Genomic DNA, 11922 nt, shown 5'->3' on the forward strand with positions numbered 1-11922 from the left:
CCGTCGGTCCGTCAACCCTTCTTCGGGCGCGGGGTCGGCGGCGAGAGCAGGAGCTGGGTACCTCCGGCCTGCAGGGCGAGCGCGGCGCACTCGCGGCTGTCGCGGAAGACTCCGTCGGGCTCGGCGGGGTCGAGTACCGCGTCGATGTCGATGTTCTCGGTGTGGATGACTTCCTCGAGCACCTTGTCCTTGGAAGGCATGTCACCATCTCCCTCTGGTAGCCAAGTGGCCTTCACATCCAAGGGTGTCCGAGAAGTCCCAAAACATGCCTTTCTTCTCAAAATTCCCAGAAGATAACTTCTTCAACTTTTCGGACAGATCGCTTCGCGGACCGTCAGACGGAGGCGTCGTCGCGCCGCAGCCGCCACACGTGGTCCTCGCGGAAGCCCTCGACGCCCTGGGGCGAGGAGCTCGGCCGGCGGACCGTCTCCTTGGCCCCGACGGTCCACTCGTCCGCCGGCAGGCCGAGTTCGGCGAGGACGCCGTCCAGGGTGGGGAAGACCGCGTCGAAGGGCGGCTCGGTCTGCCACGACGGCCAGCCCGCGTGCAGAACGAGCAGCAGCGTGCCGCCTTCCCCCACGGCCCGCGCGGCGGCCCGCAGGACCGTCTGCTGGTCGAGGGCGACCGGGGACTGCAGGTACTGGGCGCTCACCAGGTCGAACGATCCCTCGGGGAAGGAGTGCCCCAACTCGTGGCGCTCCCAGGCGACGCGGTCGCCCACACCGGCCTCGGCGGCGTGCGCGGCGGCCCGGTCCAGCGCGGTGGCGGAGATGTCCACGCCGGTGACCCGCCAGCCGCGCGAGGCCAGCCACACGGCGTCCGCGCCCTCGCCGCAGCCGAGGTCGAGCGCGGTCCCGGGCGCGAGGTCGCTCGCCTCGCGCACCAGGAGGGGGTTGGGACGGCCGCTCCAGACCCGGCCGGTGTCGCGGTAACGGGCTTCCCAGAACTCCGCGGCGGTTGCCGTGGCGGGCAGGTCGGTCATGACGCCTCCTGAGGTGGTCGGACGGTGCCGCTCGGCGGGGCGCACGGCTCGGCGGCCCCGCAAGCAGGCTGTACCGACCGGGCGGGCGACGGCAAAGATCTTTGCCGGTCCGGCAATATCGGCGTCGAAGCGGCCGAAGTACCCGGCCGGGGCGCGGCCGGGTACTTCGGCTCGGCGTTTCCGTCAGCCCGGCAGCGCGTCCGGCTCGTTCTCCCGGCCGTCCGTGCGCACCCACACCGTCCGCCGCGGGAACGGGATCTCGATGCCCTCCTCGTCCAGTGCCTCCTTGACCCGGCGGCGCAGTTCGCGGGTGACGCCCCACTGCTGGAGCGGCACGGTCTTGACGGCGAGGCGGACCAGCACGCCGTCGGCGTCCAGGGCCTGCACGCCCCACACCGCGGGGTCCTCCAGCAGTACGTCCGCGAAGTCGGGCTCCTCGCGCAGGGCGCGGCCGGTGTCCTCGAGGACGCGGTAGACGGTGTCGAGGTCGGCGTCGTGGGCGACGGCGACGTCCAGCACGGCGCGTGCCCACTCCTGGCTGTCGTTGCGCACCCGCAGGATCTCGCCGTTGCGGATGTGCCACAGGCCGCCGTTGAGGTCGCGCACGTGGGTGAGGCGCAGGCCGACGTGCTCGACCTCGCCGACGGCTTCCCCGAGGTCGACCGAGTCGCCGACGCCGTACTGGTCCTCGACCATGATGAGCAGCCCGGACAGGTAGTCGGCGACCAGGCTCTGCGCGCCGAAGCCGATGGCCAGACCGACCACTCCGGCGCTGGCCAGCAGGGGGCCGAGGGCGATGCCGATCTGGTCGAGCACCATGGCCACGCCGACCATGAACAGCACGATGGTCACGGCGCTGCTGAGCACCGAGCCGATGGTGCGGGCCCGCTGCTCGCGGCGCTGCCGTGTCCGGGAACGGTCGCGGTGCAGGACGGCGGCGCCACGCGTCTGCCGGCGGGGCCGGCTCCGTTCGGCCTCGCCCGCCGACGGTTCCAGGATCCGCTGGACGACCCGGGTGATGGCCCGTTTGGCCACCGCGCGCACCACCAGCAGGATCAGGACGATCACCGCGATGCGCAGGGGTATCCCGATCAGCGCCGCGGTGTGGTCACCGGCCCAGTCCGACCAGGAGGCCGCCAGCCGTGTCGTGGTGACCGGGCCGGCGGGTGGGGAGGTGTGCGACATCGGCTCGGCTGCTCCGTTCCTCGGGGACGACGTGTCTGACGACGGAGCCGCCTACCCAGGCACCGCCCGAACATGACGCCGGGCGCGGTGCCGCCGACACCGTTTCGCACGTGCCCCGTGCCGGACAGGTGCGCCCTCTTCACGCGGTACCGGCACATCACCGGGCATCGGCGGCCATCACCGGCGTACGCCGGGGTACCCGCAGGGAGTCGTCCACGGCTGAGGAGGACCTGCGGCGTGGTTACCGTTGCCGTCGTGATACTGCCCGGGCTGGGTCTGCTGCTGCTCGGCATGACGTGTCTGGAGGACCGGCTGTTCGGTGATCCGGGGCCGCCCCGGCACACCCGGCGCGGACATCTGCGCCTCCTGCCGGGCGGCAGGGCGCACGCCGCCGCGTCGCCCGACTCCACCGCGCCCGACTCCACCGCGCCCGAGCCCTCCGCCTCCCGCTCCTCCGCGTCCGGCCGCAGGGACGCGGCCTGAGGCCGTTCCCACGCCGCCGGCGTGTGTGTCCAGGCACCCCGCCGCGCGGGCCCCCGCACCCGCGGGCGATGCTGTCCCGAGCAGACCCGCGCAGGCCCGAGCAGCCCCAGAACGCCATGCGGCTCGGACGCGGCGAAATCAGGAGGTCGGGATGGACGACGCGCCACGGCACACCACGGAGAACCAGGACGCGGACGACGGTTTCGTGGGCTTCTGGCGGGAGCGGCGCATCTGCTTCCTGTCGACACCGCGGGCCGACGGCAGCCCGCACCTGGTCCCGGTCGGGGTGACGTACGACCACGCGACCCGCACGGCACGGATCATCACGAGCCGCGGCACCGCGAAGGTGCGCAACGTGAAGCGGGCCGGGCGCCCCGTCGTCGCCGTGAGCCAGGTGGAGGGCAGGTACTGGTCCACCCTGGAGGGCGTCGCGACGGTACGGGAGGACGCCGAAGCGGTCCGCGACGCGGAGGCCCGGTACGCGGCCCGCTACCGGCGGCCACGGGCGAACCCGGAGCGGGTCGTGATCGAGATCGAGGTACGGCGTTTCCTCGGCACCGTACGGCCCGGCACCCGGCGCCCGCCCGCGTGATGTCGCCGCCGGGGGCGGATCACTCCCCCGCCCGGCTCCGCCGGTCCGGCCGCCCGGGCCACCAGGCGACGGCGCCGATGTCCCGTGCGAGGGCCGGGACCAGCAGCGACCGTACGACCAGGGTGTCCAGCAGGACGCCGAACGCCACGATGAAGGCGATCTGCACCAGGAAGGCCAGCGGGATGACCCCGAGGGCGGCGAAGGTCGCGGCGAGGACCACACCGGCCGAGGTGATGACGCCCCCGGTCGCCGTCAGACCGCGCAGGATGCCCTCCCGGACTCCGTGGTGCAGCGACTCCTGCCGCACCCGGGACATGAGGAAGATGTTGTAGTCCACGCCGAGGGCGACCAGGAAGACGAACCCGTACAGCGGCACGGAGGCGTCGGTGCCGCTGAAGCCGAGGACGTGGGTGAAGACCAGCGCCGAGACTCCCAGGGTGGCCAGGAAGTTCAGCGCCACCGTCGCCACCAGCAGCAGGGGCATCAGCAGCGAGCGCAGCAGGGCGACGAGGACGAGCAGGATGATGGCCAGCACGACCGGCACGATGAGCGTGCGGTCGTGTTCGGCGGTGCGCTGGGTGTCGTACTGCTGGGCGGTGTAGCCCCCGACGAGGGCGTCCGCGCCGGGCACGTCGTGGACGGCCGTCCTGAGGTCGGCCACCGCGCTCTTGGCGGCGTCGCTGTCCGCGGGCGCCCGGAGCGTCGCGTCGATCCGTACCCGCCCGTCCACCACCTTGGGTTCCCCGCCGCCGGGCCGGCCGGACGCGGTCACCGCGGCGGCGGAGTCGACGCCCCGGGTGCCGCGGGCGGCGGCGAGGACCGGGTCGAGCCGGTCGGCCTCGGCGATGATCACGACCGGGTTGCCGGAACCGCCGGGGAAGTGCCGGGCCAGGGTCTGCTGGGCGGCGACCGACGGGGCGTCGTTCACGAAGATCTCGTCCAGTGGGGTGCCCTTGGAGCTGAGGCCCGACGCGAAGGCGGCGCAGGCCAGGAGCGCGGCCAGCGAGACGGCCCAGATGCGGCGCGGCGCCCGGTCCACGAGTGCGGCGATGCGGTGCCACAGCGGATGCCCGGCCTCCGGATCGCCGGCGCGGACCGGCCTGGCCGGCCAGTAGGCGGCGCGGCCGAGCAGGAGCAGGACTGCGGGCAGGAAGGTGAGCGTGCTCAGGACGGCGCAGACGATGCCGATGGCGCCGACGGGTCCGAGCGCCCGGTTGTTGGTCAGGTCGCTCAGCAGCAGCGCCAGCAGCCCGAGGGCGACGGTGGCCGCACTGGCGACGACGGCACCCCAGGAGGCGTGCAGTGCGGCGCGGACGGCGCCGAAGCGGTCGGGGTGCCGGGCGAGTTCCTCGCGGAAGCGGGCGGTGAGCAGCAGCGCGTAGTCGGTCGCGGCGCCGATGACCAGGATGGAGAGGATGCCCTGGACCTGGCCGTCGACGCGGACGACGTCGCGTTCGGCGAGCGCGTAGACGATCCCGCAGGCCAGACCGAGGGCGAAGACGGCGCCGAGGATGATGACCACGGGCAGCAGCACGCTGCGGTAGACGAGTAGCAGGATCACCAGCACGGTGATCAGCGCGACGCCCAGCAGCAGTCCGTCGATGCCCGAGAAGGCGTCGGAGAGGTCCGCCTGGGACGCCGCGGGTCCTGCCAGCTGCGCCCGGGTGCCGGGGACCTCGTCGGCCGCGGCCCCGATCCGCTCCAGGGTGGCGGGCAGGGCGTCGCCGAGGCCGGGTTCGACCTGGACGACGGCCTGCAGGGCCTCGCCGTCGCCGGAGGGCAGTGCGGGCGACGCCTGCCCCACGAGGCCGGGCGTGCCCGCCAGGGAGGCGAGGGAACGGGTGGCCTCGGCCCGGTGACCGGTGACGGAGCCGCCTCCGTCGGAGGTCCACACGACGATCACCGGCAGGGTCTCGTCCTGCTGGAAGGCCTGCTGGGCGTCGGTGACGCGGGTGGACTCGGCGCTCCGGGGCAGGAAGGCGGCCCGGTCGTTGGTGGCGACGTCGCCGAGCTTGCCGGCGTAGGGGCCGAGCGCACCGCCGATGCCGAGCCACACCAGGAGCAGGAGCACGGGGACCAGCCAGCGGGCCCGGTTACCGCGCTCGTGCCCGTGCTGTTCGCCCTGGTTCGCTGTCGCCACGCGATCAGCGTATAGAAGGGTCGGCCCGAGCCGGGGCGCGACCGCACCGGCCGATCCTGCCGCTCCGGCCACACCAGCCACACCAGCCACACCAGCCGCTCCGGCCGCTCCGGCCGCTCCGTCGGCATGCCGTACGCCCGGTAAGCGCCCGGTACGCCGCGCGGCTCGGGCGCTTCAGCCGGCGGGACCGCCCGGCGTGCGGGTGTCGGTGCGGCCGGGACGGCCGGGCCGGGAGGTGTGGTCCGGGTGGCCGCGGGTCCGCCGGACCTCCTTCAGCTCCGCCTCGTACAAGTGGTCGCGCCCTCCGGCCAGGCCTTCCACGGCCGCGCGCTCCAGGTCCCTGAACGGCTGGTAGTAGGTCCGGTCGTAGGCCTCGACGATCTGGAACGTCCAGTGGCCGGGGATGACGTTGCGGCCGAGGATCTCCGTGCGGACGCGCTCCGCCCACTCCGGGTGCCCGGCGGCCCGCAGCAGTTCGACGGCGCGGTCGAGTTCGAAGTCCGCCGAGCCGGTGAGCTGGTGGAAGGCGAAGAGGTGCCCGCGGGCGCACTCCGTCGTCTCCAGCGCCTTGGACAGGGACCCGAGGGCCTCGACCGTCTCGTCGCTGACGCCCTCGGGGCGCCGGTGTCCGTCGTCATCCATGGTGGCCCAGCGGGTCGTGGCCCCAGTTCATCAGCGAGTACCGCCACCGGGTGTCCCCGACGTCGCCCGCCGGGCGCTGGGCCAGGTGCCGGTGGACGTAGCCGACGACCTTGCGCATGTGCTCGTAGTCGTCGTCCGTGAGGTCGGCCTTCTTCTTCCGCAGGATCCCGACGATCCGCCGGCCGGACGCGTGACCCACGGACTCGCCCCCGTCCTTGTGGTGACCGGCGTCCCGCGACTCGTCGCTGTCGAGCCAGGTCTCCAGTGCGGCCGGTGTCATGTTCACCAGCTCGCGGAACTCGTCCCGGGTCTCCTTCTGCTCGTCGCCGTCCATGGCACCCCGCTTCCTCTTCGGCTCACTTCTTCTTCAGCGCGGACGGCTTGTGCACCGCCGGCCTGCCGGACCTGTCGCTGCGGACCTGGTACTGCGGATCGTCCGGGGAGGCGTCCACGGTGCGGCCGGCCGCCTCGGTGCGTTCGGTGATCTTCTTCTCCACCTCGCCCTCGGTGCGGGAGCCGTGGCTGCTCCAGGTGACCTTGTCGCCCTTGCGCAGGTTCTCGCCGCCGTCGCGGTTCTTCGCCATCGCCGTACTCCTTCACCTGCGTCCCCGTGGTTTCCGGCGTCGTCCGGGTGCCCAGCCGGGCGCCCACCACTCGGCGGCGGGCCGAAACACCGCCGAACTATCCTGGTCGCGGCCCCGGCACCGCCGCGCCCGGGCCGCCGCCGTCCTCACCGCCGTCCGTATCGCCGCCATCGTCGCCGTCCCTATCGCCGTCCGTATCGCCGTCACCGTCGCCGTCCCAGGAGCAGCCCGTTGAGCAGCAGCACACCGACCCCGGCCCCGACCCCTGACAGCTACTACGAGCGGATCGACGAGCACCGCTACAAGCCCACGCCGCACGCGAGCGGGGCGTGGAGCGCGGACGAACAGCACTTCAGTCCGCTCGGCGGCCTCATCGTGCACGCCGTCGACCGGCACCTGGCGGGGCGTGCGGGTGCGGACATGTCGCTGAGCCGGGTCAGCTTCGACATCCTGGGCCGCCCGGCGCTGGACGAGTGCGAGATACGGGTGGAGACCGTCCGGCCGGGACGCACGATCGAGCTGGTCGAGGCGACCGTGCTGATAGCGGACCGGTCGGTGGCCCGGGCCAGGGCCTGGCTGCTGGCCGACGTCGACACGGGCGCCGTCGCCGGCGGCGGCGCCGACCGGCTCGCCGCACCGGACACGCTCGGACGCTGGCCGATGGACACCGAGTGGCCGGGCGGATACATCGCCTCCCTGGACGTACGCCCGCTCGCGCCGCCCTCCCCCGGCCGCACCACCGCCTGGGTCTCCACCGGCCTCGACCTGGTCGCCGGGGAGGACGCGAGCCCGCTGGCCTCCTACGTCGCGCTGGTCGACACGGCCAACGGCATCGCGGTGCGGCAGTCGCCGCGGGAGTGGATGTTCCCGAACGTCGACCTGACGCTGCACCTGCACCGCGCGCCGCGGGGCCGCTGGACCGGCCTCGACACCACCGTCGTCTTCGGGCCGACCGGCCAGGGCATCACCAGCACCGTGCTGCACGACGTGGACGGCCCCGTGGGTCACGCCCAGCAGATGCTCACGGTGCGTCCGCAGCCCCGGGTGTGAGGACGAGGCGGCCGCGTACCCCGCCGGCCTCCAGCCTGCGGTGGGCCTCGGCCGTCAGCGACAGGGGCAGCCGGCCGGCGATGCGCGGGCGCCACGGCGTGTCCCGGAGCACGCCGACGACGCCGTCGGCCGCCGCCGCGAGGTCGGCGGTCGTGGCGTTGCTGATGGCGAAGCCCACGATGCTCGCGTCGCGGGTGTAGAGCAGACCGAGCGGGAGTTCGGCGGCCCCGTTGCCGAGTCCGACCATCGCGACCAGGCGCCCGCCGTGGGCCAGCAGGTCCACGGCGTCGGCGAGCACGCCGTGCCCGGAGGTGTCGAGGTGCACGTCGTAGCCCTCGGGGGCCGCCCGGCGCAGCTGTTCCGCGAGGTCGGAGGCCCTGTAGTCGAGCACCTCGGCCGCGCCCAGGGCGAGCAGCCGGTCGGCGTCCTCCTGCCGGGCGGTGGTGACGACGCGGGCTCCGGCCCGGGAGGCGAGGGCGACGGCGGCGCCGCCCACGTTGCCTGCGCCGCCGCCGACGTACACGGTCTCCCCCGCCCGCAGCCGGCCGTGGCGCAGCAGCGCCAGCCAGGCCGAGGCCGCCGGGTGCGCGGCGGCCACGAGGTCGTGGTCGGCGAGACCGGGCGGTGCGGCGTAGAGCCGTTCGGCGGCGACCGTCGCGTACTCGGCGAAGGATCCCTGCCGGCCCGCGTGGCCCAGACTGTTGCACCACACCCGCTGTCCCGGGGCGAAGCCCGCCGCGCCGGGCCCGGCCGCGGCGACCTCGCCCACCAGGTCACGGCCGACGACGAAGGGGAAGGGCAGCGGGGTGGCGTAGGCCCCGGACCTCACGAAGGTGTCGACGGGGTCGACCGCCACGGCCGCGACCCGGACCAGCACGTCCGTGGGCCCGACCGGCGGTACGGGCAGCTCGCCGTGGCGGATGCGGTCGGCGGGGCCGACGGAGTCGATGTACGCCGCTCGCATCAGGTCGGGGACTGTGGCGGTCATGGACCTCATGCTAGGAAGCGGCCGGTACCGGCGCAGCCGCGGGCGGTGCGTATCCCGGCGTGCGCAGTGTGGGGCGGCGCACTGCGGCTGCGCGCACTGGCCGTCCGCAGTGTGCGTGGGGGAAGCCTCGCCGCCGGGCCGCGCATTCAGCCTGTGCCCGAGCGCGACAGGCCGGGACGGGCGCCCGTCGTACGCGCGGCCCGCACCCTGCGTCCGCGGCGCGTCGGCCCCCAGGGCTTGAGGACCGAGACCGCCGTCATGAAGACGTAGGCGGACAGCGAGACGACCGGCCCGAACAGTACGTCCCCGGCGTCGGGCAGGGCCCCGCCCGCGGCCACCGCCGTGACCGCGGAGTTGACGCCGGGGCGCAGCGCGAAGACCGTGGCGGCGGTCGTGGCCAGCGTCAGCCAGAACTTCGTGAACACCCAGCGGTGCCGGGCCAGACCCCAGTGCGTGCCAAGGGCGAGCACCAGACCGCTCGTCAGGGTGAGCAGCGCGAGCGGGAGCAGCAGCCAGTCGGCGAACAGCTTCATGGAGCGGACGGCGGCCTCCACCGCCGCCGGGGAGGCCGTGGAGGCCGCGGTCACGCCGAGCGCCAGCAGCCCGAGCGTGAGCCCCAGCCAGCCGGCGGAGGCGACGACGTGGACGACGAGCAGGCCCCGGCGTGCGGGACGGCTGAGTTGACGGCCGAGCCGACCGCCGAGTTCACCACTGAGTTGACCGCTGAGTCGACCGCTGAGTTTCTTCACCCGGACCACGCTGCCGGGAAACGGCGGCGAAGACGTCCGTCGGCGGGAGTAACCCCGCGTACCGGCCCGGGCGTACTCGGCGGGTGACGCCGTGCCCCGGTCGGAGCAGCGCGGGGCCGCCCACCGGGCGGGCGGGCACCGTGCGTCCTAGCGTGACCGGTGCCGACCGGTACCGACCGGTGATCCGAGGAAACGCCGCTAGGAGTCCCCATGCGTCTGCCCGTCGAACTCAGGCACGTCGCCCCGCGACTGGCCACCGGGGCCTTCATCCTCAACTCCGGTCTCGCCAAGCGCGGGGCCGACGAGCAGACCGCCGCGGCCATGCACGGGATGGCGAAGAACACCTATCCCTTCCTCGGGAAACTCGAGTCCCAGAAGTTCATCCGGCTGCTCTCCGCGGGTGAGATCGCACTCGGAGCCGCGCTCCTGCTGCCGGTGGTTCCGACGGCCCTCGCGGGCGTGGGTCTGACGGCGTTCTCGGCCGGTCTCGTGGGCCTGTACCTGCGCACTCCCGGTATGCGGGAGGAGGGCAGCCTGCGTCCCACGCAGGAGGGCACCGCGCTCGCGAAGGACACCTGGATGCTGGGCATCGGGATCGGGTTCGTCGTCGACGGGATCCAGCGCCGGTGCCGGTGACCGACGTCGGTCCGGGCCGCGCCGGGCGGCCGGCGCCAGGTTCAGACAGGCCCTGGGGAAGCACCGGCGAGTGAGTTCCAGTCGTCGTCCGTGCGGGCCAGCAGCGCCGTGATCGTGTCCTCGTCGGGCAGGGGCCCGTGGTCGCCCACCACTCCGAGTGCGGACGCCGCCGTGAGGTGGCCGAGGCGCAGCGCACCGGTCAGGCCGGGGCCCCGCCACAGTCCGGCGAGGAATCCGGCGGCGAACGCGTCGCCCGCGCCGACGGGCTCCACCACGTCGACGGCCGGCGCGGGCACCGTGCACACGCTCTCCTCGGTGAAGGCGGTGGCGCTGCGCCCGCCGTCCTTGACGACGAGGACCCGCGGTCCGCTCAGCAGCCGGCGGACGTCGGCGGGAGCCAGACCGGCGCCCCACAGGCCCTGTGCCTCGTCGAGGCCGACGAAGGTGACGTCGGCGCGGTCGGCCAGGTCCCGCAGGACCGAGGGCGCCGTGTCCGGCGGCCACAGCGCGGGACGGTGGTTGACGTCGAAGCTGACCGCGTGGGTGCGCTCGTGCGGCGGCGTGTGCAGCGCCCGTTCCACCAGGGCCGCGCAGGACGGGGACAGGGCGGGGGTCACCCCGGTCAGGTGCAGCAGGGCGGCGGCGCCGAGCCGTGCGTCGTCGAGGACGCCGGGGCCGAGGGCCGAGGCCGCGGAGCCCTTCCGGTAGTAGTGCACACGGGTGCCGTCGGGTCCGGGGTCCTTGAGCAGCAGGCCGGTGGGCCGTTGCGGGTCGGTGCGCACGCCGGACACGTCCACCCCGGCCCTGCCGACGGCCGCCAGCACCCGACGGCCGAGCGCGTCGTCGCCGACGGCCGAGAGCCAGGAGACGGGCAGTCCCAGGTCGGCGAGGTACATGGCGACGTTCGACTCGGCGCCCGCCACCGACAGCCGCAACGACTCCGCGGAGTCGAGCTCGTCGGGCGGAAACGGTGACATCGCGGCCATGGTCTCCCCCACGCAGACCACCGGGCCGCGCGGCGGGCGCCACCCGCGCTCCGCGCTCATGCCCGCCCTCCCGTAGGCCCGGCCGAAGGGCCGGGGCGTGCTGCGACCGCGGGCACGGGGGCGAGGGCGGGCACGGAGGTGGAGGCGCGCACGGAGGCGAGGGCGGGGGCGGCGGGGTACCGGCCGCCGTGCGGCCGGCTCATGACCGGGCCTCCCTTACGGCGGCGCGGAAGGCGCGGGCACGGGTGCGCAGGGCGTCGAGGTCGCCGCCGTCGGCGGCGTCGCCGACGAGCGGGGAGCCGACGCCGACCGCGGTGGCGCCGGCCGCCAGGTGGGCGCGGGCCGCCGCCTCGTCGACACCGCCCACCGGCACGAGGGGTTCGTCGGGGAACGGTCCGCGCAGGGCCTTCACGTAGGCGGGCCCACCGGCCTGTGCCGCCGGGAAGATCTTGAGGGCGGTGGCGCCGAGCGTGCGTGCCGCGATGACGTCGGTGGGGGTCATGACCCCCGCCAGGACGGGCATGCCGAGTGCGCGTGCCTCCCGGACGCCCTCGCCGAGGCCCGGGGTGACGGCGAAGTCGGCGCCCGCCCGGTGGGCGGCCCGGGCGTCGTCGGCGGTGAGGATCGTGCCGGCGCCCAGTGGCCGTCCCGGTCCGAGGGCGGCCCTGGCCCGGGCGACGACTTCGAGGGCGTCGGCGCCGGTCAGTGACACCTCGACGAGTTCCACGCCCTCGTCGGCCAGGGTGAGTACGGTGCGCAGCGCGGCGTCGGGGTCGGTCCCGCGCACGATGGCGACGAGGCGGTGCGCGGCCAGGGCGGCTCGCAGATCCACGGGGTGAGTCTCCTTCTCGGGTCGGTGCGGGTCGGGTTGCTCAGGTCGGGGGGGCGGTCTCCCGGGTCGGGGC

The 11922-nt window shown here is 74.4% G+C and carries 15 protein-coding genes; 4 read left to right on the forward strand and 11 right to left on the reverse strand.

Annotated features, from left to right (window positions below; translation table 11 throughout):
* Positions 1 to 11 precede the first annotated feature (11 nt).
* The 3 genes from HZS56_RS09555 to HZS56_RS09565 all read right to left on the reverse strand — a co-directional run bounded on the left by HZS56_RS09555 (position 12) and on the right by HZS56_RS09565 (position 2167).
* Positions 12 to 200, reverse strand: a complete 189-nt coding sequence (locus HZS56_RS09555; RefSeq protein ID WP_216720281.1) for a hypothetical protein — start codon at positions 198 to 200, stop codon at positions 12 to 14.
* A gap of 134 nt (positions 201 to 334) precedes the next feature.
* On the reverse strand, positions 335 to 982 hold the full coding sequence (locus HZS56_RS09560; protein ID WP_216720282.1) for a class I SAM-dependent methyltransferase: 648 nt from the start codon (positions 980 to 982) through the stop codon (positions 335 to 337).
* 183 nt (positions 983 to 1165) lie between these two features.
* Positions 1166 to 2167, reverse strand: a complete 1002-nt coding sequence (locus tag HZS56_RS09565; protein WP_216720283.1) for a mechanosensitive ion channel family protein — start codon at positions 2165 to 2167, stop codon at positions 1166 to 1168.
* A 237-nt stretch (positions 2168 to 2404) separates the two neighbouring features.
* Between HZS56_RS09565 and HZS56_RS09570 the strand changes: the two genes are divergently transcribed.
* Positions 2405 to 2650 carry a hypothetical protein gene (locus tag HZS56_RS09570; RefSeq protein ID WP_216720284.1) on the forward strand — a complete coding sequence of 82 codons (246 nt, stop codon included), beginning with the start codon at positions 2405 to 2407 and terminating at the stop codon, positions 2648 to 2650.
* Between the two features lie 151 nt (positions 2651 to 2801).
* Complete coding sequence (locus HZS56_RS09575; protein ID WP_216720285.1) at positions 2802 to 3242, forward strand: TIGR03618 family F420-dependent PPOX class oxidoreductase; 441 nt, start codon at positions 2802 to 2804, stop codon at positions 3240 to 3242.
* A gap of 19 nt (positions 3243 to 3261) precedes the next feature.
* Here the strand turns inward: HZS56_RS09575 and HZS56_RS09580 are convergent, their stop codons facing one another.
* From HZS56_RS09580 to HZS56_RS09595, 4 genes are all read right to left on the reverse strand, one after another.
* Positions 3262 to 5382: an MMPL family transporter gene (locus HZS56_RS09580; protein ID WP_308408036.1), complete on the reverse strand. Its 2121-nt coding sequence runs from the start codon at positions 5380 to 5382 to the stop codon at positions 3262 to 3264.
* A gap of 174 nt (positions 5383 to 5556) precedes the next feature.
* Positions 5557 to 6024 (reverse strand): hypothetical protein, encoded by a 468-nt coding sequence (locus HZS56_RS09585; protein ID WP_216720286.1) that lies wholly within the window; start codon positions 6022 to 6024, stop codon positions 5557 to 5559.
* A complete protein-coding gene (locus tag HZS56_RS09590) occupies positions 6017 to 6358 on the reverse strand; it encodes a DUF3140 domain-containing protein (protein WP_216720287.1) in 342 nt (113 codons plus the stop codon). The genes HZS56_RS09585 and HZS56_RS09590 overlap by 8 nt, the downstream gene beginning before the upstream one ends.
* 22 nt (positions 6359 to 6380) lie before the next feature.
* Positions 6381 to 6608 (reverse strand): hypervirulence associated TUDOR domain-containing protein, encoded by a 228-nt coding sequence (locus HZS56_RS09595; protein WP_216720288.1) that lies wholly within the window; start codon positions 6606 to 6608, stop codon positions 6381 to 6383.
* A 231-nt stretch (positions 6609 to 6839) separates the two neighbouring features.
* Between HZS56_RS09595 and HZS56_RS09600 the strand changes: the two genes are divergently transcribed.
* Positions 6840 to 7658: a thioesterase family protein gene (locus tag HZS56_RS09600; RefSeq protein ID WP_216720289.1), complete on the forward strand. Its 819-nt coding sequence runs from the start codon at positions 6840 to 6842 to the stop codon at positions 7656 to 7658.
* Here HZS56_RS09600 and HZS56_RS09605 read toward each other — a convergent pair.
* A complete protein-coding gene (locus HZS56_RS09605) occupies positions 7630 to 8646 on the reverse strand; it encodes a zinc-binding dehydrogenase (RefSeq protein WP_216720290.1) in 1017 nt (338 codons plus the stop codon). The two genes, HZS56_RS09600 and HZS56_RS09605, sit on opposite strands and share 29 nt — an antisense overlap.
* Before the next feature lie 146 nt (positions 8647 to 8792).
* Positions 8793 to 9302, reverse strand: coding sequence for a DUF2269 domain-containing protein (locus HZS56_RS09610; protein WP_216720299.1), 510 nt, complete (start codon positions 9300 to 9302; stop codon positions 8793 to 8795).
* 303 nt (positions 9303 to 9605) lie between these two features.
* Here HZS56_RS09610 and HZS56_RS09615 point away from each other — a divergent pair, with 303 nt between their 5' ends.
* Positions 9606 to 10031, forward strand: a complete 426-nt coding sequence (locus HZS56_RS09615) for a hypothetical protein (protein ID WP_216720291.1) — start codon at positions 9606 to 9608, stop codon at positions 10029 to 10031.
* A 41-nt stretch (positions 10032 to 10072) separates the two neighbouring features.
* Here the strand turns inward: HZS56_RS09615 and HZS56_RS09620 are convergent, their stop codons facing one another.
* Positions 10073 to 11077 (reverse strand): sugar kinase, encoded by a 1005-nt coding sequence (locus tag HZS56_RS09620; RefSeq protein WP_216720292.1) that lies wholly within the window; start codon positions 11075 to 11077, stop codon positions 10073 to 10075.
* A gap of 139 nt (positions 11078 to 11216) precedes the next feature.
* Positions 11217 to 11849, reverse strand: a complete 633-nt coding sequence (locus HZS56_RS09625; protein ID WP_216720293.1) for a bifunctional 4-hydroxy-2-oxoglutarate aldolase/2-dehydro-3-deoxy-phosphogluconate aldolase — start codon at positions 11847 to 11849, stop codon at positions 11217 to 11219.
* Positions 11850 to 11922: the final 73 nt, after the last annotated feature.

This window comes from Streptomyces mayonensis (assembly GCF_018982965.1).
Lineage (GTDB): Bacteria > Actinomycetota > Actinomycetes > Streptomycetales > Streptomycetaceae > Streptomyces > Streptomyces mayonensis.

What these genes read in the sequence shown, in the direction of transcription:
- HZS56_RS09615 (WP_216720291.1), top strand. Translation starts at nt 9,606, where the DNA reads ATGCGTCTGCCCGTCGAACTCAGGCACGTCGCCCCGCGACTGGCCACC.
- HZS56_RS09620 (WP_216720292.1), bottom strand. Translation starts at nt 11,077, where the DNA reads ATGAGCGCGGAGCGCGGGTGGCGCCCGCCGCGCGGCCCGGTGGTCTGC.
- HZS56_RS09555 (WP_216720281.1), bottom strand. Translation starts at nt 200, where the DNA reads ATGCCTTCCAAGGACAAGGTGCTCGAGGAAGTCATCCACACCGAGAAC.
- HZS56_RS09560 (WP_216720282.1), bottom strand. Translation starts at nt 982, where the DNA reads ATGACCGACCTGCCCGCCACGGCAACCGCCGCGGAGTTCTGGGAAGCC.
- HZS56_RS09565 (WP_216720283.1), bottom strand. Translation starts at nt 2,167, where the DNA reads ATGTCGCACACCTCCCCACCCGCCGGCCCGGTCACCACGACACGGCTG.
- HZS56_RS09590 (WP_216720287.1), bottom strand. Translation starts at nt 6,358, where the DNA reads ATGGACGGCGACGAGCAGAAGGAGACCCGGGACGAGTTCCGCGAGCTG.
- HZS56_RS09605 (WP_216720290.1), bottom strand. Translation starts at nt 8,646, where the DNA reads ATGACCGCCACAGTCCCCGACCTGATGCGAGCGGCGTACATCGACTCC.
- HZS56_RS09595 (WP_216720288.1), bottom strand. Translation starts at nt 6,608, where the DNA reads ATGGCGAAGAACCGCGACGGCGGCGAGAACCTGCGCAAGGGCGACAAG.
- HZS56_RS09585 (WP_216720286.1), bottom strand. Translation starts at nt 6,024, where the DNA reads ATGGATGACGACGGACACCGGCGCCCCGAGGGCGTCAGCGACGAGACG.
- HZS56_RS09575 (WP_216720285.1), top strand. Translation starts at nt 2,802, where the DNA reads ATGGACGACGCGCCACGGCACACCACGGAGAACCAGGACGCGGACGAC.